The following is an 18,605-nucleotide window of genomic DNA, read 5'->3' on the forward strand; positions in this document are numbered from 1 at the left end:
ACGTGCCCGAACGCGGAGGAGCGAAGGACCTGGCGGGGAGACGCCGGGATGCGGAGAACACGGAGGACCGGCAGGGAGGCACCGGAACCGCCAGAACCGCCGGAACACAGAAAACCCCCGGAAGCCATTGCTTCCGGGGGTTTCACCGATGTAGCCCCGACCGGATTCGAACCGGCGCTACCGCCTTGAGAGGGCGGCGTCCTAGGCCACTAGACGACGGAGCCTTGCAGAGATGACAGTGTGGTAGTCCCGACCGGATTCGAACCGGCGTTACCGCCTTGAGAGGGCGGCGTCCTAGGCCACTAGACGACGGGACCGAGACACTGTCGTCGGATTCGGGGGGAACCAAATCCGCGACGCCTTCGCGAGGAAGACGCAGCTGGGGTACCAGGACTCGAACCTAGAATAACTGAACCAGAATCAGTCGTGTTGCCAATTACACCATACCCCACCGCGGTTGAGCTCCTTGCGGTGCTCGCTTGCGACTCCGAAAGAATAGCCCAGGTTGGGCGTGGAGACCAAAACGATTGGCCCGCGCCTGGCAGGGCGTCCGATCGTGTGACACCGGCATGGCCTCGACCGGCCGGGTGTGTAACGCTGCTGGGGCAGACAGAACCCCACATGAGGAGCCCGCGTCGTGGCTGAGAGCCCCTTCTTCGCCCCAAGCACCCTGCCCTACCAGCTCCCGCCGTTCGCCGAGATCAAGGAGGAGCACTACCTGCCCGCCTTCGAGCGCGGCATGGCCGAGCAGCTTCGCGAGGTGGACGCGATCGTCGCCGACCCCGCCCCGCCGACCTTCGCCAACACCGTCGAGGCCCTGGAGCGCTCCGGCCAGATCCTGGAGCGGACGGCGATCGTCTTCTTCAGCGTCGCCGCCTCGCACGCGACGGACGCCATCCGGGAGATCGAGAAGGAGGTCGCCCCCCGGCTGACCAAGCACGGCGACGCCATCCACCTCAACCGCGCCCTGTACGCCCGGCTCAAGCAGGTCACCACCGACGACCCGGAGGAGGCGTGGCTGCTGGAGAAGTACCGCGTGGACTTCGTCCGGGCCGGCGCCGACCTGTCGGAGGCCGAGCAGGAACGGCTCAGGGAGCTGAACGAGGAGCTGGCCACGCTCGGCACCGCCTTCTCCCAGAACCTGCTGGCCGCCACCACCGCCTCGGCGCTGGTCGCCGAGGACGCCAAGGAGCTCGACGGCCTCTCCGAGACCGCGCTCAAGGCGATCGAGAAGGACGGGAAGTACGTCCTGCCGCTGCTCAACTTCACCAACCAGCCCGCGCTGGCCGAGCTGACCGACCGGGAGACCCGCCGCAGGCTGTACGGGCTGTCGACCGGCCGGGCCCCGGAGAACTTCGGGCTCGCGGTGAAGATGGCGGCGCTGCGCGCCGAGCGGGCCGCCCTGCTCGGCTACCCGAACCACGCCGCCTACACCGTCGCCGACCAGACGGCCAAGACCACCGACGCCGTGGAGGAGATGCTCGGCAAGCTGGTCGGCCCGGCGGTGGCCAACGCCCGCCGCGAGGCCGAGGCGCTGAGCGAGCAGGCCGGCTTCCCGATCGAGCCGTGGGACTGGTCCTTCTACGCCGAGAAGGTGCGCAAGGCCCGCTACGACTTCGACAGCTCCGAGCTGCGTCCCTACTTCGAGCTGGACCGGGTGCTGCGCGACGGCGTCTTCCACGCGGCGGGCGAGCTGTACGGCCTGCGCTTCGCCGAGCGGGACGACCTCCGGGGCTACCACCCCGACGTCCGGGTGTTCGAGGTGTCCGACGCCGACGGCTCGGAGCTGGGCCTGTTCGTGTTCGACCCGTACGCCCGGCCGACCAAGCGCGGCGGCGCCTGGATGAACAACCTCGTGGACCAGTCGCACCTGTTCGGCCGGCTGCCCGTGGTGATGAACAACCTCAACATCACCAAGCCGGCCGAGGGCCCGACGCTGCTGACCTTCGACGAGGTCAACACCGCCTTCCACGAGTTCGGGCACGCCCTGCACGGCCTGTTCTCCGACGTGCGCTTCCCCCGGGTCTCCGGCACCGCCGTGCCGCGCGACTTCGTGGAGTACCCCTCGCAGGTGAACGAGATGTGGGCGACCTGGCCGTCGATCCTCGCCAACTTCGCCAGGCACCACGAGACCGGCGAGCCGGCGCCGGCGGAGCTGGTGGAGAAGATGCAGGCCGCCGAGAAGTTCAACCAGGGCTTCGCCACCGTCGAGTATCTCGCCGCGACCCTGCTCGACTGGGCCTGGCACAAGCTCGCCCCGGGCGAGACCGTCGAGGACGCCGAGGCGTTCGAGGCGGCGGCCCTGGAGCGCGCCGGCATCGCCTTCGAGCTGGTCCGGCCGCGTTACCGGACCAACTACTTCGCGCACGTCTTCTCCAGCAGCGTGGGCTACAGCGCCGGCTACTACTCCTACATCTGGAGTGAGGTGCTGGACGCCGACAGCGTCGAGTGGTTCAAGGAGAACGGCGGCCTGGTGCGCGCCAACGGCGACCACTTCCGCTCGACCCTGCTGTCGGTCGGCGGCGCCAAGGACGCGCTGGAGGCCTTCCGCGCCTTCCGTGGCCGTGACCCGCGCATCGAGCCCCTGCTGGAGCGCCGCGGCCTGGTGTGACGGCCCTTCCCGGTACGGCCGGCTCGGCGGGAGGCGCTGCGCCGGCCGTACCGGGGCGCTTCCCGGACATTTCAGGGCGGTCCAGGCGCGCCCGTATCCGTCCCCGCCGGATCTCCCGGCGGAAAACCGGTTGCGGCCCTCCCTAACCTGGAGCCATGAACCACGCACTGTGCTTCGCCCACCTCCGGGTGGGCCTGGTCAAGCGGCCTCGCGCCACCCGGGCCCTGGCCCGCTAGGACGCGCGCTCCGCATCTCATGACGACGCGCGTCCGCACGCGTGCGCCCAGGGCTTCTCCGAGACCCGATCCATCTCTCGGACCCCGAAGGGGCGAAACGCTGTGGCGCGTTCATTCGCACACGGAAACCATTCACACACCCAGAAGAAGGTCAGGGCCGACGGCGGCGGGAGAACCACCCGCGACCAGGCGAGGCGTGCCCTCTCGCAGAACTTCATGGCCGATCCCCGCGAGATCGACCGTGTCGTCGCCGCCGCGGCGCCGGAACCCGGGGACCTCGTCCTCGAACCCGGCGCGGGAGAGGGCCCCCTCACCCGGGTCCTGGCCGGCCGTTGCAGAAAGGTCATCGCCTACGAGATCGATCCACTGCTGGCCGGAAAGCTGGCCGCACGCACCCGCGACGACGACCGGATCGAGGTCGTCCGCGGCGACTTCACCGCCGCCAGGCCGCCCGCCGAGCCGTTCGCCGTCGTGGGCAACATCCCCTACGCGGTGACCTCGCGCATCGTCGACTGGTGCCTGCGGGCGGGGAACCTCACCTCGGCCACTCTCGTCACCCAGCTGGAGTACGCCCGCAAACGCACCGGCGACTACGGCAGGTGGAGCAGACTCACCGTGGTGAGCTGGCCCCGCCACACCTGGCACCTGCACGGCGTGATCGACCGCGCCGCGTTCCGCCCGGTCCCCGGGGTCGACTCGGCGATCCTGCGCATCCGGCGCAGGCCTGCCGGTCTGCTGCCTCCGGAGGCCATGGACGCCTACCGCGACCTGGTCGAACTCGGCTTCAGCGGGGTCGGCGGCACCCTGCGCGCCTCGCTGCGCCGCCGCCACTCCGCCGCCGAGGTCGACGCGGCCCTCGCCGGGGCCGGCGTCGATCCGGACAGCGTCGTCGCCCACGTCCACCCGGACCGGTGGATCGCTCTGTTCCACCGTCTCCACTGACCCGCCGGCGGCGCCGGGCCCCGCGCCCGGCGCCGCCACCGGAGCGCGGGAGGGGTTCAGCCCTCCAGGCGGGTGAGGGCGGCGCGGAGGCGGGCGATGGAGCGCTCGCGGCCCAGCGCCTCGATCGACTCGAACAGCGGCAGGCCGACGGTCCGGCCGGTGATCGCCACGCGGACCGGGGCCTGGGCCTTGCCGAGCTTGAGGCCGTGCTCGGCGCCGACCTCCTCCAGCGCGGTCTTGAGCGACTCGGGGTCGAAGTCGGCCTTCTCCAGACGGGCGAGGTAGCCGGTGAGGATCTCCCTGGCGGAGGTCTTCATCGCCTTGTCCCACGACGCCTGGTCGAAGACGGGCTCGTCCAGGAAGAGGAAGTCGACGTTCGCCGTGATCTCGCTCAGTACCGCGATGCGGGTCTGGGCGAGCCCGGCGACCTTGGCGAAGGTCTCGCGGTCCCAGTCGGGCGCGAGCCACGGGTCGCAGCGGGCGATGAAGTCGTCGAGCGGCAGCGCCCGGATGTACTCGCCGTTGAACGCGCGCAGCTTCTTCTCGTCGAAGAACGCCGAGGAGGGGTTGACGTCCTCCAGGCGGAACAGCGGCACCATCTCCGACCAGGGCATGATCTCACGGTCGCCGCCGGGACCCCAGCCGAGCAGCATGAGGTAGTTGACCATCGCCTCCGGCAGGTGGCCCTCGTCGCGGTAGGACTCCAGGGCGACCTTGTCGCGGCGCTTGGAGAGCTTCTGGCGCTTCTCGTTGACGATGACCGGCAGGTGCGCCCAGACGGGCGGGGTCACGCCGAGCGCCTCCCACAGCAGCTGCTGCTTGGGCGTGTTGGACAGGTGCTCCTCGGCGCGGACCACGTGGCTGATCCGCATCTCGATGTCGTCGACCACGTTCGCCAGCGCGAACAGCGGCGAGCCGTCGGCGCGGGCGACGACGAAGTCCTCCATCGCGTCGTTGGGGAACTCGACCCTGCCGCGCACGAGGTCGTCGACGACCGTCACGCCCTCGTCGGGGGTGCGGAAGCGGACCGCGCCCTCGGTGAGGCCCCGCTCGCGGCAGAAGCCGTCGTAGCCGCGGTGCTCGGAGCCGGTGCGGGCCTTGACGTCGTCGCGGGTGCAGGTGCAGTGGTAGGCGCGGCCGGCGGCGAGGAGCTTGGTCACCGCCTCGCGGTGCTGCTCCTCGTAGGACGACTGGAAGTAGGGGCCCTCGAAGAACGGGCTGTCCTCGTGGATGCCGATCCAGGCCAGCGCCGAGATGATGCCCTCGGTCCACTCCGGCCGGTTACGCGCGGCGTCGGTGTCCTCGATGCGCAGGACGAACCTGCCGCCGGACTGCTCGGCCAGCGCCCAGTTGAACAGCGCCGAACGGGCGCCGCCGACATGGAACATGCCGGTGGGCGAGGGAGCGAAACGAACCCTAATCACGGGAGACCACCCGGTTGGTGAGAGTGCCGATTCCTTCGATGCCGACGCTGACCTCGTCGCCGACGTCCAGCGGTCCGACGCCCTCGGGGGTCCCGGTGAGGATGACGTCGCCGGGGATCAGGGTCATGACCGCGCTGACGTGGGCGATCAGCGCCGGGATGTCGTGCATGAGCTTGGAGGTGCGCGAGCTCTGCCGGAGCTCGCCGTTCACCGTCGTGGTGATGGCGAGGTCGTCCGGGTCGAGCACGGTCTGGATCCACGGGCCGAGGGGGCAGAACGTGTCGAAGCCCTTGGCCCGGGTGAACTGGACGTCCTTCTTCTGCAGGTCGCGGGCGGTGACGTCGTTGGCGCAGGTGTAGCCGAAGATGACCTCGCGGGCCCGCTCGGCGGGCACGTCGCGGCAGAGCCTGCCGATGACCACGGCCAGCTCGCCCTCGTAGTCGACCCGCTCCGACAGCCCGACGGGGTAGGCGATGGTCTCTCCGTGGCCGATCACCGAGGTGGACGGCTTCAGGAAGATCAGCGGCTCCTCGGGGACGTCGCCGCCCATCTCGCGGGCGTGCTCGGCGTAGTTCCTGCCGATCGCCACGACCTTGCTGGGCAGCATCGGCGCGAGCAGCCGGACCTGCGAGAGCGGGTGGCGCTCGCCGGTGAACTGGATCGAGCCGAACGGGTGCCCGGAGATCGCGGAGACGAACTCCTCGCCGGGGCCGCCCTCGACCACCCCGAATCCGACACCTTCACCTGTGGAGAACCTCGCGATACGCACAGGACAAGGCTAGTCGCGCCCGTGGGCCGCCCGGGACCGCCGCCGCCCCCCGGCCCGCCGCCCCGGGTCCCCGGCCGTCCGGTCCTCACCGCTCCCCCGCCCCCGTACGGCTCCGGACGGCCGCCGCCGGGAACATCGGGAGCGCCGGAACGGTCACCGGGGATCCCTTTTCGGCATTTCCCCGGAAAACCGCGGCAATCAATCAACCATCTATTTCCATTATCCGCCCAATAATTATCATGTCCTGATTTCTATTGTTATTAGGGGTACCACCCTTTACAGGAACTGGTTCGGGGGAGCAGGCGGACTTCCCCTCGGGGGAGGGAGTCGACGTGACCGAAGCGAGCACGGCGAACAGGCCGAGAGACGAGGGCACCCCGCCGTCGCGGACGCGGACCGACAACCCGGGATCCGGCGGAGACCTGATAACGCCGAAGGGCACCACGAGCATCGAGAGCGGCGTCGTCGCGAAGATCGCCGGCATGGCCGCCCGTGAGATAGAGGGCGTCCACGCCATGGGCACCGGCGGAACACGCGCCCTCGGCGCGGTTCGCGGCATGGTCGGCGGCGGCGACCGGAACGTCACCCAGGGTGTGGCCGTGGAGGTGGGCGAGCGGCAGGCCGCCGTCGACATCGACCTCGTGGTCGAGTACGGCGTCGCCATCCCCGACCTGGCCGGCTCGGTGCGCCGCAACGTGATCTCGGCGGTCGAGCGCATGACCGGCCTGGAGGTCACCGAGGTCAACATCCGGGTCGACGACGTCCATCTGCCCGAGCCGGAACGACCGGAAAGGGAACGGGAGAGCGAGCAGGAGGCGCGTGTCCGGTGAGTGAGCTGGCCCACGAGGTCGCCGACGCCGTACGGCACTGCCCCGGCGTCGCCGGGCTCTCCGGCGGCCCGTTCGGCGCGGTGGCGACCTACCTGCCGGGAGAGAAGGTGCCCGGCGTCGCCGTACGGGACGACCAGGTCGAGGTCTCCATCGTCGTCCGGCCCGGACGGCCGCTTCCGGAGATCGCCGAAGACGTGCGCGCCGCCCTCGCCCCGCTGGTGGGCGGCCGCCCGGTGAACATCCACATCGGAGGTATACGGTGAACGGATTTCCCATCTGGTCGCTCATCGGCCTGATCGCCGGCGTGGCCCTGGGCTTCGCGGCGGCCTTCGGCGGCCTGGGCGCGTTCCTGCTGGTACTGGTCCTGGGGGCCTTCGGGCTGATCATCGGCCGCCTCGTCGACGGCGACGCGATCGACCTGTCCAAGCTGTCCGCGAGGCGCAGATGACCGCTCCCGCCGGGTCCGCGCCGCCCGCCGCGGCGGACGCCCCGCCGGAGCCGGGCGGCGTCCCCGCGTGGGAGGCGGCCCGCGACGGGCCCGGCCCGTCGGGCGTGCCGCCCGAGCGGCGGGGCAGGACCGACATCCCCGAGCGGGTGGTGGCGCGCATCGCCGCCCGGGCCGCCGGGGAGGTGCCGCACGTGCACCGGGTCCGTGAGCGCGGCGCGCTGGCCCCGGGCGGCACCCACGCCGTCGTGCACGACGAGCTCGCCGTCCTGGAACTGGACGTGTCGGTGGACTACCCCGTCCCGCTGCGGCAGGTCGCCGAGGAGATCCGGCGGCACGTCGCCCGCCGCGTCCACGACCTCACCGGCCTCTCCGTCGGCCACATCGACATCGGCGTGACCGACCTCGTGCCGTCCCCGGGAGATGACACGCCATGACCGCCTCCGCCGCCCCGGAACCGCCGGAACCGCCCGGACCGGCAGGACCGCCCGAACCGGCAGGCCCGCTCGGGCCGCCAGGACCGCCCGAACCGGCAGGCCCGGCCTCCGGGGGAACGCCCACCGGGTCCCCTCCCCCGGGCCCGCCGACCGCATCCGGCGCGGGGACTCCGGAACAGACCCCGGCTGCCGGCCCGTCCACGTCCGGCCCGGTCCCACGGAACCGGGCCGCCGACCGGGCGGCCGTCCGGGCCTTCCGCCCGCGCCGGGTGGTCCCCGCCGTCGTCACGGCCGTCCTGATGCTCGCCGTCGGCGGCCTGGTGGCGGCTGAGGTGATCTCCGCGCTGCTCGGCAGGCCGCTGCGCGTCGTGCCGTACGACCGCATGCTCGCCTGGGCCTCCTCGACGCCGTGGCGGTCCCCGCAGGCACTGGGGGCCGCGACCCTGCTCACCGCGCTGGGCCTGCTGCTGATCCTGCTCGCGCTCATCCCGGGCAGGCCCGGGACGGTCCCGGTCAGGACCGGCGACCCCGACCTGATCGTCGGCGTGCGGCGGCGCGGGTTCACCGGCGCCCTGGCCCACGCGGCGGACCGGGTGCCGGGGGTCGAGCGCTCCCGGGTACGGCTGGCCGGCCGGACCGCGCGGGTGACCGCCCGCACCACGCTGCGCGACGCGTCCGGACTCCCCGAGGCCGTACGGCAGGCCGTACGCGCGCGGATCGAGGAGCTCTCCCCCGTGCACGACCATCCGGTGACCGTGCGGCTGCGGGGGAGGTGAGCCGGAGGTGGACAGGAGGACCGCGCGGGGCAACCGGCTGGGGCTGCTGATCATAGGTCTGCTGCTGACCATCGCCGGCGCCTACGCGCTCGCCCGCGGCACCCGGCTGCTCCCGCAGAGCTGGGCGTCCGCCACGGAGCCGCTGATCAGCCCCGCGACGCGCGCCGGATTCGCCCGCAACGCCCCGTGGAGCTGGGGGGCGCTCTCCCTGGCCGCGACGCTGCTCGCCCTGTTCGGGCTGCGCTGGCTGATCGTCCAGGGACGGAGCGGCAGGCTGCGCGGCATCCGCCTGGAGCACGGACCGGGCGGCGCCACCGACGTCCGCGCGGACACGGTGACCGAGGCGGTGGCGGCCGAGGTCCGCGCGCACCCGGCCGTCCACGACGTCACCGCCGCCATGACGGGCACGAGCGCCCACCCCGCCGTACGGCTGCGCCTGACGGCCGACGAGACCGCCCCGATGAGCGCGATCTGCGAGCAGATCGGCGGGGTGGCCGTCTCACACGCGCGGTACGCGCTGGAGGCCGAGCACGTACCGGCCGTGGCCAGGGTGAACCTGGCCGAGCCGCCACGCCCCCGCCGGACCGTCGCCTGAGGGACGCCGGTCGTAGAGTGGCCTTCCGCAGGCAACGCCTCGAACGCCAGGGAGAAGACGTGTCGGTCGTGAAGATCAATGTCCTGACGGTGCCGGCGGAGATGCGCCGGGAACTGGAACGCCGGTTCTCCTCACGCGCCGGGATGGTCGAGTCGGCGGACGGGTTCGAGTGGTTCGAGCTGCTCCGCCCGGTCGAGGGCACCGACCGCTACATGGTCTACACCCGCTGGCGCTCCGAGGACGACTTCAGGCGCTGGACCGAGAGCCAGGCGTTCCAGCGGGGTCACGCCGGGGAGGGCGGCGGCGCCGGACACGGCCACGGCCACGGCCACGGGCACGGCCACGGGCAGGAGGCCGGTCAGGGACACGGGCACGGACAGGGCCAGGCGCCGGCCGCCACCGGGTCCGAGCTGTGGTCGTTCGAGGTCGTCCAGAGCACCGGCCCCGGCGGCCAGGAGTCCTGAGCGCCCGGCACTTCTCAGGCAGGCGGACCCCCGGGGCGCACCCGGGGATCCGCGGCGTCGAAGACCCGGGCGACGCGGCCTGCGGGCGGAGCGGACGGTCGAAGACTCGGGCGACGCGGCCTGCGGGCGGAGCGGACGGGATTTCGGCGAGACCGCGTGGGCGGAGCACGACGGGCGAAGGCGGGTTGACGGGCGGACGTGATGACGGCCGGCCGAACCCGCCTCCGGAGCCGTCGTCGGACGCGCCGCGCGCATCTGGTTGCTAACGATCCCCTGAAAGCGCCCTTCCCAACTTGACCGGTTTGGTGGGATACGGACAGCATGATCCGCCCCCGTCGTCAGCCCCGGAAGGAACAGGCGTGCGCCGCCGCACCAGAGCACTCATCCTCTCCACCGCCCTCCTCGCGAGCCACGCCACGGTGACCGGTCCGGCTCAGGCCGCGGTGGAACGCACCTCCGAGTGCCAGGGCGACTGGCTGCCGGCCACCCCGACCGCGCCGGACATCATGAACGGCGAGGTCGAGTTCCTGGACCTCCCGCCGGTCAAGGTCGGCAAGGACGTCGACTGGCGCACCGACCCCTACCGCAACCGCTCCTGGAGCATGGTCTTCCACTCGCTGCGCTGGATGGGGCGGCTGGTGGCCGAGTACGAGACCAGCGGGGAGAAGTCCTACCTGACCCGCGCCACCGAGATCGCCAAGGACTGGGTGGCCGACAACCCGCGCCGCGGCGGCCCGAAGGCCAGCCCGTACGCCTGGCAGGAGCACCCCGTCGCGCTGCGCGCCCCCGCCCTGGTCTGTCTCAGCAAGCACGTCCAGGAGCCCTGGCTGTCGAAGAGCCTGGCCGAGCACGCCGCGGTGCTGTCCGACCCCCGCCTGTACGAGAAGGGCCACAACCACGGCATCGACCAGGACATCGCGCTGCTGGGCATCGGGTGCCGCTACAAGCGCCCGAAGTGGTCCGGCCTCGCCCTGCGGCGCTTGACCGAGACGGTCAAGCTGGACGTCGACTCCCAGGGCGTGCTGCGCGAGCAGGCGCCGCGCTACGCGCTCTACGTCCACGAGCGGCTCAGCGTCGCGATGGAGAACATCAAGGCGTGCGGCCTCAAGGTCCCCGCCGGGATCGCCGACCGGTGGGAGGGGCTGGAGACCTTCATCTCCCACTCCACCCAGCCGAACGGGTTCATGGTCCCGATCGGCGACGGCGGCGCGGACGTGCGGCCGACCGGCTACGACCACCCCAAGGCGAAGGTCAAGGTGTTCGGCAACGGCTACGTCTACGGGCGCACCGCCTGGGACAAGCCCGAGTCGGCGTTCTACTCCATCCGCTTCGGTCCCGGCCTGAAGTACCACGGGCACGAGGACCACCTGGGCGTGACCTACTACGCCCAGGGCCGCGACGTACTGGTGGACGTGGGCTTCCACTCCTACGAGGAGAACGCCTACCGTCGCTGGACGGGGTCGCCGCAGGCGCACAACACCCCGGCCGTGGCGGGACGGCCGTTCCGTGGGAAGACCGCCACCTCCCTGAGCAGGTCGTCCCTCGGCGAGGACCGGCAGAGCTACCGGCTGACCGACCGGGCCTACGGCGTGCCGAGGACCCGTTCGGTGCTGGTCGGCCACGGGCGCGACGTGATGGCCGTGCTGGACACCGTGGCCAAGGGCTCCAAGGTCACGACCACCTGGCACCTCGCCTCGGAGCTGTCCGTCGTCTCCGCCTCCGGCGGCCGGGTCGTGGTCAAGGACAAGGCGGGCTGGAAGGCCACGCTGGCGCAGGTCTCGATGCCCTCGTGCAAGCCGGTCGGCGGGCTCGAGGTGATCCGCGGGCAGCGGAACCCCTACCAGGGCTGGGTCTCCACCGCCTACCTCAGCAAGCAGCCCGCCCCGGCGGTCGTCTCCCCCGCGTCGGCGGACCCGGTGCTCACCGTCGTGGTGCCGGGGACCGACAGGCCCTCGGTCTCCTGCTCCGGTTCCAAGGTGACCGTGGAGACCTCCCAGGGCCCGGTGAGCTTCCGGGTCTCCGGCGCCGACCTGCGCTGAGCCCCACCCGGATACGCCCGGGGTACGGCCCGCCGTACCCCGGGACACGGCGGGCACGGCGGGCGGCGGTCAGCCGGCGACGTGGCCCGCCCGGAACAGCCCGTAGGTGACGGCCTGCTCCAGGGCCTGCCAGGACGCCTCGATGATGTTCTCGTCGACGCCCACGGTGGACCACTCGCCGTCCGCGTCGCTGGTGGTGACCAGCACGCGGGTGACCGCGCCGGTGCCGGACGTGCCCTCCAGGATGCGGACCTTGAAGTCGGTGAGCTCCAGCTCGGCCAGCTCGGGGTAGAGCCGCTCCAGACCCAGCCGGACCGCCTTGTCCAGCGCGTTGACCGGGCCGTTGCCCTCCCCGGTGGAGACGATCCGCTCCCCCTTGGCGTGCAGCTTGACCGTGGCCTCGCTGACCAGCTCGGCCCCGCGGGTCCGCTCGACGATCACCCGCCAGGACTCGACCGTGAAGTGGCGCAGCCGGCGGCCCGCCACGGTGTCGCGGAGCAGCAGCTCGAAGGAGGCGTCGGCCGCCTCGAAGGTGAAGCCCTTCGACTCCATGTCCTTGACGCGGTCCACCAGCTCGCGTGAGGTCTCCGGGGGCAGCTCGTAGCCCAGCTCGCGGCCCTTGAGCTCCACGGAGGCCCGGCCGGCCATGTCGGAGACGAGCATCCGCATGTCGTTGCCCACCTGCGCCGGGTCGATGTGCTGGTAGAGGTTGGGATCGACCTTGATCGCGCTGGCGTGCAGCCCTGCCTTGTGCGCGAAGGCCGAGACGCCCACGTAGGGGGCGTGGGAGTTGGGGGTGGCGTTGGTCACCTCGGTGATCGCGTGCGCGATCCGCGTCATCTCGGACAGCGACTCCGCCGGGACGAGGTCGAAGCCCCGCTTGAGCTGCAGGTTGGCCACGACGGTGAACAGGTTGGCGTTGCCGGAGCGCTCGCCGTACCCGTTGGCGCAGCCCTGCACGTGGGTGGCGCCCGCCTGGACCGCGGCGAGGGTGTTGGCCACGGCGCAGCCGGTGTCGTCGTGGCAGTGGATGCCGATCCGGGCGGAGGTACCCACCGCCGCCTGGACGACCTCGGCCAGCTCGTCGGGCAGCATGCCGCCGTTGGTGTCGCACAGCGCGATCACCGAGGCGCCCGCCTCGGCCGCGGTGTGCAGGACCTCCAGCGCGTAGGCCGGGTTGGACAGGTAGCCGTCGAAGAAGTGCTCGGCGTCGAGGAAGACCCTCTGGCCCTCCGCACGAAGATGGGAGACCGTGTCGCGGATCATCGCGAGGTTCTCCTCAAGGGTCGTGCGGAGGGCCAGCTCGACGTGCCGGTCGTGGCTCTTGGCGACAAGGGTCACGACCGGCGCGCCGGATTCGCGCAGCGCGGCCACCAACGGGTCGTCGGCCGCCTTCACGCCCGCCCGGCGGGTCGCGCCGAACGCGGCGAGCTGCGCGTGCTTCAGGCCGAGCTCTGTTCGAGCCCGCCTGAAGAACTCGGTGTCCTTGGGATTGGCGCCGGGCCAGCCGCCCTCGATGAAACCGACGCCCAGGTCGTCCAGGTGACGGGCGATGGCCAGCTTGTCGGCCACCGTCAGGTTCAGGCCCTCCTGCTGGGCTCCGTCCCGTAGCGTCGTGTCGTACACATGGAACCGGTCGTCGTTCATGCGAGTCTCCTTGCGGGTCCGGGTCGTCCGCCGCGTGTCCGTCCGGCTCCCCAAGGTCCGCGGAGCCCGGCAAACAAAAAGACCCCTCACGGACGTGAGAGGTCTGCGCGCCGGCGTTGTCCCTTTTCAGCCGGCGCGCCTGCCGATAATGAGCAGACCGTAGAACATGGTGACTCGGAGTCTACCCACACTCCACCACCATCTGACACATACATCTCACCATCCGGGACACGCGCCGCGCCGACGGGTGTTTTCCGGTGCCGGAACCCGGTGGGCGGCAAGAATGGCCGCCATGAAGGCGACTTACATCGACCCGGCGATCGGGCAGTACCTGCTGGCGCACACCACGCTCCCCGACGACGTGCTGGACGCGCTGGCCATGGAGACCCGCGAGCTGACCGGCGAGGGCGCGAACATGCTCGTCTCCCCGGACCAGGGGCGCTTCCTGACGATGATCACTCAGGTCAGCCGCGCCGCGAACGTGGTGGAGGTGGGCACCTTCACCGGCTACTCCTCCATCTGCATCGCCTGCGGGCTCGCCCCCGGCGGCAGGCTGACCTGCTTCGACGCGAGCGAGGAGTGGACGGACGTCGCCCGGCGCTACTGGGACAAGGCGGGCGTCGCCGACCGGGTGGAGCTGCGCCTCGGCCCGGCCGCCGAGCGGCTCGCGGAGCTGCCGCCGTGGCAGGGTGTGGACCTCGCGTTCGTCGACGCCGACAAGGCGGGCTATCCCGTCTACTACGAGCTGCTGATGGAGCGGCTCGTCCCCGGCGGGCTGATCCTGGTCGACAACACGCTGTGGGGCGGGCGGGTCGCCGACCCCACGGCCGACGACGAGGAGACCCGGGCGATACGCGAGTTCAACGACCTGGTCACGGCGGACGACCGGGTCACGTCGATCATGCTGCCCATGGCCGACGGGCTCACCGTGATCAGGAAGAGCTGATTCGAAAACACTGACGAGAATCTCTCCGGATCCCGGGCGAGGGCACGCCTTTGCCGTTACTTTGGGTGGCGTCTCAGATACGTTACGCTCGCCCCCCGGAGGGAACGGTGAAGCCATGGCCAAGGTGCTGGAACGACCTGCCGCGGAGTCGGCTCAAGAGGACGACCTGGGAAAATTCCTTCCGGAGATGCAGGAAAGATGGCCCGATCGGCGCGTCGAGCTCATCAACGGCCGGATCGTGGTGAGGGAGTTGCCGAGCAGAACCCATAACACCATCGTTTTCTGGATCCTGGGGCAGATCTTCGGGTTCGTGACCGAGCGAGGCTGGTTGATCTGGAACGACATCATGCTTCACCTGGGCACGCAGAGCGACCGGTATCGTCCTGACCTGACCATCGTCCCGGCCGAGCCCCGGATGTGGGATCAGAACGAGGTCCACGGCGACTCGACACTCCTCGTGGTGGAGGTGGTCTCGTCAAGCAGCAGCAATGACGATCACGTCGTGAAACCACGAAACTGCGGGCGAGCGGGTGTTCCGCTCTACCTGGTCATTGATACGTTCCAGGAGCAGATCCGCCTTCTCAGCGGTCCCGGTGAAGCCGGTTACACCCAGGAGGTCGTCATCAAGTTCGGCGCTTTCCTCGACCTGCCCGCACCCTGGGATCTGACCATCGACACCAGCAAGCTGGTCAATAAGTAGACCCCGCGCACAGAGTCCGGCCATTGTCGGCTGAACTCTCTCGCGCCGATGCCCGGAAGCCCTCCGAGGACCCGCTTCCGCGTCATGAACGTCCGGCGGTCCGGGCTCTTCACGGTTTTCCCCGCAGGCCTCCTGTGCTTGGTCGACTCTGGGACAGAGGGCGGGCGGCGCGGGGATGCCCGCGCCGCCCGCACCCGGACGTCCGCTCAGCAGATCTTGTGGACCCAGTGGTAGGGGTCGGGGCGGGTGCCGTACTGGATGCCGACCAGTTCCTCGCGGATGCGGGTGGTGACCGGGCCCTGCGTGCCGTCGCCGATCGTCCAGGCGCGGTCGGTGCCCTTGACCGTGCCGACCGGGGTCACGACGGCGGCGGTGCCGCAGGCGAAGACCTCGGTGAGCTCGCCGGACTCCGCGCCCGACTGCCACTCCTCGATGGACAGGCGCCCCTCCTCGGCGGTCAGGCCGAGGTCCGCGGCCATGGTGAGGATCGAGTCGCGGGTGATGCCGGGCAGGAGGGTGCCGGTGAGGGCGGGGGTGAGGAGGCGGTCGCCGTAGACGAAGAAGAGGTTCATCCCGCCCATCTCCTCGACGTAGCGGTGCTCGTTCGCGTCGAGCCAGACCACCTGGTCACAGCCCTGCGCGACGGCCTGGCGCTGGGCCACGAAGGCGGCGGCGTAGTTGCCGCCGCACTTGGCGAACCCGGTGCCGCCGGGGGCGGCGCGGGTGTACTCGGTGGACAGCCAGACCGAGACGGGCCGGCTCCCGCCGAAGTAGGAGGCGGCCGGGGAGGCGATCACCATGTAGGAGTAGGTCGAGGACGGGTGGTTCACCCCGAGCGCCGGCTGCGTGGCGATCATGAAGGGGCGCAGGTAGAGGCTGTGGCCGGAGGTGGTGGGCACCCAGTCGCGGTCGGTCTGGACGAGCAGCTCCAGCGACTCGACGAACGTCTCCTCCGGCAGTTCGGGCATGGCCATCCGGCCCGCCGAGAGGTTGAACCTGGCGGCGTTGGCCTGCGGCCGGAACGACACGATCGAGCCGCTCTCCTGGCGGTACGCCTTCAGTCCCTCGAAGAACTCCTGGGCGTAGTGGAAGACCGCGGTCGCCGGGTCGAGGCTCAGCGGGCCGTACGGCATGAGCCGCGCGTCGTGCCAGCCCCGGCCCTCGGTGTAGTCGATCCGGATCATGTGGTCGGTGAAGACCTGGCCGAATCCGGGGTTCGCCAGTACCTGCTCGCGCTCGGCCGCGGTGCGAGCGTGGTCGGAGTGCTGCACGTTGAAGCTGAGCTTCTGAGCGGTGGCCATGGCGGAAATCCTTCTCTTCGAGTCGAACTGCACCTCAGTCCATTCTGCGATGGACTGGATACCGGGAAACTACTGCATCTAGGACAAAGTCGGCAGTGGACGTGGCACTGCGGACAAAAAGCAGCGCCCGGCGGCTCGCGGAGCCGCCGGGCGCGTGGGTGAATCGAGCAGGCGGCCTCAGCCGGCTACTCGCGCGACGATGTCGTCGCCGATCTCGTGGGTGGTCCGGCCCGCCCAGCCGGTCTGCCGCTCCAGGAGGTCGTCGGCCACGGCCTGTTCGATCCGGGCGGCCTCCTCGGACAGGCCGAGGTGGTCGAGGAGCATGGCGACCGACAGGATCGTGGCGGTCGGGTCGGCCTTGCCCTGGCCCGCGATGTCGGGCGCGCTGCCGTGGACCGGCTCGAACATGCTCGGCGCGGTGCGGTCGGGGTTGACGTTGCCGCTGGCCGCCAGGCCGATTCCTCCGGCGACGGCGGCGCCGATGTCGGTGAGGATGTCGCCGAAGAGGTTGTCGGTGACGATCACGTCGAACCGCTCCGGCTGCGTGACGAAGAACATCGAGGCCGCGTCGACGTGGCAGTAGTCGGTCTGGACCTCGGGGTACTCCTGGCCGACCCGGTCGAACGTGCGGGCCCAGAGGTCTCCGGCGTAGGTGAGCACGTTGGTCTTGTGGACCAGCGTGATCTTCCGGCGGGGGCGGCTCCGCGCCTTGTCGAAGGCGTAGCGGACGACGCGCTCGACACCGAACGCGGTGTTCAGCGACTCCTGTGTGGCGATCTCATGCGGGGTGTCCCGGCGCATCACGCCCCCGGTCCCGGCGTACAGCCCCTCGGTGCCCTCGCGGACGACGACCATGTCGATGTCCTCGGGGCGGGAACCGCCGAGCGGGGTCTCCACGCCGGGGAAGAGCTTGACCGGGCGGAGGTTGACGTAGTGGTCGAGCCGGAAGCGGAGCTTGAGCAGCAGGTCGCGCTCCAGGACGCCGGGGGGCACACTGGGGTCGCCGATCGCGCCGAGCAGGATCGCGTCGTATCCGCGCAGCTCGTCCAGAACAGCGTCGGTGAGGACCTCACCGGTCGCGTGGTAACGCTTGGCGCCGAGGTCGTAGGTGGTGGTCTCGGCCTTGGCGCCGACCGCTTGGAGGACCTTCAGCCCCTCGGCGACGACTTCCACTCCGATCCCGTCGCCGGGGATGACTGCCAGGCGAATGTTGCGCGAATCCATGTTCGCACCCTACCGGTTTGTCTCGACTGCCGAACACCCATCTCACGCTACGGACAGAACGGCGCGTCACAAACCCTTGATCGATTTGTCCGACTTTGCGACGTATTGACCGATTCATGAACCTTCGTTATGGTCCTCCCATTCGTATCGACGCCTAATCCCCGTGGGCCACCCCCATGTCCGGCCCCGGGGAGCCGGGGACCCACCTTCCGGAAAACCCGGGGCGCCGGAACACATGACTCCGCTGTCAGCGAGCGCGTTCCGGCTGCCCAAACGGGTCTTCCTTGGGGCGAATCAGCGCGTTTCCCGCGCCGTAGGGCGGCCTCCACGCCCGAGCCCGACAGCTAACCCGGCAGGCCTTATGGAAGGAACCACCCTGTCCGGCAAGTTTTTCCCCCGTGCCCTGTCCATCGTCGCCGCCGGCACCGCCGCGCTCGCGACCCCCGCCGCCGCCATGGCGGACACGCCGGCCCCCTCACCGGTGGTCGTCCCCTCACCCACGCTCTCCGCGGCCCTCCCGGCCGCCGTCCCCACGCCGGCCCCCACCCCCGCGGCCGCCGCCGAGTCCGGGTCCACGTCCGAGCCCGCGAAGGCCGCCCCCGCCAAGGCGATCGTTCCCGCCTGGAAGCAGGCCGTGCGGTGGGCGATGTCCAAGCGCGGCGTCCCCTACGTCTGGGGCGGCACCGGCCACGGCGGCTTCGACTGCTCCGGCCTGATGCAACGCGCCTACCGCGCCGCCGGCATCAAGCTCCCCCGGGTCACCTACGACCAGTACGCGGCCTTCCACAAGAAGGTCTCCTGGAAGAACCTCAAGCCCGGTGACCTCGTCTTCTTCAGCGGCCTCGGCCACGTCGGCATGATCAGCCGGCCCGGCTACATGGTCCACGCCCCGCGCACCGGCGACGTCATCCGCGAGGAGAAGCTCAGCTCCTGGCGGCGCAGCGTCTTCGCCGGGGCCGTCCGCCCCGACCGCTCTGGTGTCAAGATCTCGATCGAGAACGGCACCATGACGACCGGCAAGGACACCGGGAAGGACGACAAGAAGGGCGACGCGAAGGACGCCTGACGCGGCGCGGGAGACCGCCGGCCCCGATCCCGGCCGGCGGTCTCTCCCGGTCGCTCCGGGCCGGTCGCTCCGGGCCGGTCGCTCCGGATCGGTCGATCCGGGTCAGACATCCCTGGATGTGGAATGTCAAGCCGCAAGGTCCTGTTGCCGATG

18 protein-coding genes, 3 tRNA genes and 1 riboswitch are annotated in these 18,605 nt (G+C 70.8%); of the genes, 13 read left to right on the top strand and 8 right to left on the bottom strand.

The genetic code is table 11. The features are described 5' to 3' along the window. Nucleotides 1–151: 151 nt before the first annotated feature. The 3 genes from AB0D67_RS35935 to AB0D67_RS35945 all read right to left on the bottom strand — a co-directional run bounded on the left by AB0D67_RS35935 (nucleotide 152) and on the right by AB0D67_RS35945 (nucleotide 451). A tRNA-Glu gene (locus AB0D67_RS35935) sits at nucleotides 152–224 on the bottom strand. Between the two features lie 17 nt (nucleotides 225–241). Next, nucleotides 242–317, bottom strand: a tRNA-Glu gene (locus AB0D67_RS35940). A 62-nt stretch (nucleotides 318–379) separates the two neighbouring features. Beyond that, nucleotides 380–451 (bottom strand) — tRNA-Gln (locus AB0D67_RS35945). Nucleotides 452–637: 186 nt separating this feature from the next. On the opposite strand from AB0D67_RS35945, the gene AB0D67_RS35950 reads away from it, so the two are divergent. Further along, nucleotides 638–2,611: a M3 family metallopeptidase gene (locus AB0D67_RS35950; protein ID WP_362945945.1), complete on the top strand. Its 1,974-nt coding sequence runs from the start codon at nucleotides 638–640 to the stop codon at nucleotides 2,609–2,611. 338 nt (nucleotides 2,612–2,949) lie between these two features. Then, complete coding sequence (erm, locus tag AB0D67_RS35955; RefSeq protein WP_362945948.1) at nucleotides 2,950–3,789, top strand: ErmE/ErmH/ErmO/ErmR family 23S rRNA (adenine(2058)-N(6))-methyltransferase; 840 nt, start codon at nucleotides 2,950–2,952, stop codon at nucleotides 3,787–3,789. A gap of 56 nt (nucleotides 3,790–3,845) precedes the next feature. On the opposite strand, the gene gltX is transcribed toward erm, so the two are convergent. Next, a complete protein-coding gene (gene gltX, locus AB0D67_RS35960) occupies nucleotides 3,846–5,177 on the bottom strand; it encodes a glutamate--tRNA ligase (protein ID WP_362945985.1) in 1,332 nt (443 codons plus the stop codon). A gap of 28 nt (nucleotides 5,178–5,205) precedes the next feature. Next, nucleotides 5,206–5,982 carry a fumarylacetoacetate hydrolase family protein gene (locus AB0D67_RS35965; RefSeq protein ID WP_362945951.1) on the bottom strand — a complete coding sequence of 259 codons (777 nt, stop codon included), beginning with the start codon at nucleotides 5,980–5,982 and terminating at the stop codon, nucleotides 5,206–5,208. A 422-nt stretch (nucleotides 5,983–6,404) separates the two neighbouring features. Between AB0D67_RS35965 and AB0D67_RS35970 the strand changes: the two genes are divergently transcribed. The 8 genes from AB0D67_RS35970 (at nucleotide 6,405) to AB0D67_RS36005 (ending at nucleotide 11,568) form a co-directional block, all read left to right on the top strand. Next, entirely contained in the window at nucleotides 6,405–6,812 is a 408-nt protein-coding gene (locus AB0D67_RS35970) for an Asp23/Gls24 family envelope stress response protein (RefSeq protein ID WP_362945987.1), read from the top strand. Then, nucleotides 6,809–7,075 carry a hypothetical protein gene (locus tag AB0D67_RS35975; RefSeq protein WP_362945953.1) on the top strand — a complete coding sequence of 89 codons (267 nt, stop codon included), beginning with the start codon at nucleotides 6,809–6,811 and terminating at the stop codon, nucleotides 7,073–7,075. The genes AB0D67_RS35970 and AB0D67_RS35975 overlap by 4 nt, the downstream gene beginning before the upstream one ends. Further along, the gene (locus AB0D67_RS35980) at nucleotides 7,072–7,260 is read left to right on the top strand and encodes a hypothetical protein (RefSeq protein WP_362945955.1); all 189 of its coding nucleotides are present in this window, start codon (nucleotides 7,072–7,074) and stop codon (nucleotides 7,258–7,260) included. Before AB0D67_RS35975 ends, AB0D67_RS35980 begins: the two co-directional genes overlap by 4 nt. Beyond that, nucleotides 7,257–7,694, top strand: coding sequence for an Asp23/Gls24 family envelope stress response protein (locus AB0D67_RS35985; protein ID WP_362945958.1), 438 nt, complete (start codon nucleotides 7,257–7,259; stop codon nucleotides 7,692–7,694). Before AB0D67_RS35980 ends, AB0D67_RS35985 begins: the two co-directional genes overlap by 4 nt. A gap of 269 nt (nucleotides 7,695–7,963) precedes the next feature. Beyond that, nucleotides 7,964–8,470: a DUF6286 domain-containing protein gene (locus AB0D67_RS35990; RefSeq protein WP_362945961.1), complete on the top strand. Its 507-nt coding sequence runs from the start codon at nucleotides 7,964–7,966 to the stop codon at nucleotides 8,468–8,470. Nucleotides 8,471–8,477: 7 nt separating this feature from the next. Beyond that, nucleotides 8,478–9,065 (top strand): hypothetical protein, encoded by a 588-nt coding sequence (locus AB0D67_RS35995; RefSeq protein ID WP_362945963.1) that lies wholly within the window; start codon nucleotides 8,478–8,480, stop codon nucleotides 9,063–9,065. A gap of 59 nt (nucleotides 9,066–9,124) precedes the next feature. After that, entirely contained in the window at nucleotides 9,125–9,529 is a 405-nt protein-coding gene (locus AB0D67_RS36000) for an antibiotic biosynthesis monooxygenase (RefSeq protein ID WP_362945966.1), read from the top strand. Nucleotides 9,530–9,888: 359 nt separating this feature from the next. Next, nucleotides 9,889–11,568, top strand: a complete 1,680-nt coding sequence (locus AB0D67_RS36005; protein ID WP_362945968.1) for a heparinase II/III family protein — start codon at nucleotides 9,889–9,891, stop codon at nucleotides 11,566–11,568. Between the two features lie 69 nt (nucleotides 11,569–11,637). Here the strand turns inward: AB0D67_RS36005 and cimA are convergent, their stop codons facing one another. Continuing rightward, nucleotides 11,638–13,215 (bottom strand): citramalate synthase, encoded by a 1,578-nt coding sequence (gene cimA / locus AB0D67_RS36010; protein WP_362945970.1) that lies wholly within the window; start codon nucleotides 13,213–13,215, stop codon nucleotides 11,638–11,640. Between the two features lie 292 nt (nucleotides 13,216–13,507). On the opposite strand from cimA, the gene AB0D67_RS36015 reads away from it, so the two are divergent. Both AB0D67_RS36015 and AB0D67_RS36020 read left to right on the top strand, forming a co-directional pair. Then, nucleotides 13,508–14,161 (top strand): O-methyltransferase, encoded by a 654-nt coding sequence (locus tag AB0D67_RS36015; RefSeq protein ID WP_362945973.1) that lies wholly within the window; start codon nucleotides 13,508–13,510, stop codon nucleotides 14,159–14,161. A gap of 115 nt (nucleotides 14,162–14,276) precedes the next feature. After that, a complete protein-coding gene (locus AB0D67_RS36020; protein WP_362945975.1) occupies nucleotides 14,277–14,861 on the top strand; it encodes a Uma2 family endonuclease in 585 nt (194 codons plus the stop codon). Nucleotides 14,862–15,067: 206 nt separating this feature from the next. Here the strand turns inward: AB0D67_RS36020 and AB0D67_RS36025 are convergent, their stop codons facing one another. Then, on the bottom strand, nucleotides 15,068–16,162 hold the full coding sequence (locus AB0D67_RS36025; RefSeq protein ID WP_362945977.1) for a branched-chain amino acid aminotransferase: 1,095 nt from the start codon (nucleotides 16,160–16,162) through the stop codon (nucleotides 15,068–15,070). Between the two features lie 177 nt (nucleotides 16,163–16,339). Next, nucleotides 16,340–17,386, bottom strand: coding sequence for a 3-isopropylmalate dehydrogenase (locus AB0D67_RS36030; RefSeq protein WP_362945980.1), 1,047 nt, complete (start codon nucleotides 17,384–17,386; stop codon nucleotides 16,340–16,342). Nucleotides 17,387–17,527: 141 nt separating this feature from the next. Continuing rightward, nucleotides 17,528–17,760, top strand: a riboswitch (cyclic di-AMP (ydaO/yuaA leader). Between AB0D67_RS36030 and AB0D67_RS36035 the strand changes: the two genes are divergently transcribed. After that, nucleotides 17,748–18,452 carry a C40 family peptidase gene (locus AB0D67_RS36035; RefSeq protein WP_362945982.1) on the top strand — a complete coding sequence of 235 codons (705 nt, stop codon included), beginning with the start codon at nucleotides 17,748–17,750 and terminating at the stop codon, nucleotides 18,450–18,452. Its footprint overlaps the riboswitch before it by 13 nt. The last annotated feature ends 153 nt before the right edge of the window (nucleotides 18,453–18,605 follow it).

Source organism: Streptosporangium sp. NPDC048047 (assembly GCF_040653115.1).
GTDB lineage: Bacteria > Actinomycetota > Actinomycetes > Streptosporangiales > Streptosporangiaceae > Streptosporangium.

Coding starts and splice junctions, on each gene's coding strand:
- AB0D67_RS36020 (WP_362945975.1), top strand. CDS start 14,277: ATGGCCAAGGTGCTGGAACGACCTGCCGCGGAGTCGGCTCAAGAGGAC.
- AB0D67_RS36015 (WP_362945973.1), top strand. CDS start 13,508: ATGAAGGCGACTTACATCGACCCGGCGATCGGGCAGTACCTGCTGGCG.
- cimA (WP_362945970.1), bottom strand. CDS start 13,215: ATGAACGACGACCGGTTCCATGTGTACGACACGACGCTACGGGACGGA.
- gltX (WP_362945985.1), bottom strand. CDS start 5,177: ATGTTCCATGTCGGCGGCGCCCGTTCGGCGCTGTTCAACTGGGCGCTG.
- AB0D67_RS36035 (WP_362945982.1), top strand. CDS start 17,748: ATGGAAGGAACCACCCTGTCCGGCAAGTTTTTCCCCCGTGCCCTGTCC.
- AB0D67_RS36030 (WP_362945980.1), bottom strand. CDS start 17,386: ATGGATTCGCGCAACATTCGCCTGGCAGTCATCCCCGGCGACGGGATC.
- AB0D67_RS36025 (WP_362945977.1), bottom strand. CDS start 16,162: ATGGCCACCGCTCAGAAGCTCAGCTTCAACGTGCAGCACTCCGACCAC.
- AB0D67_RS35985 (WP_362945958.1), top strand. CDS start 7,257: ATGACCGCTCCCGCCGGGTCCGCGCCGCCCGCCGCGGCGGACGCCCCG.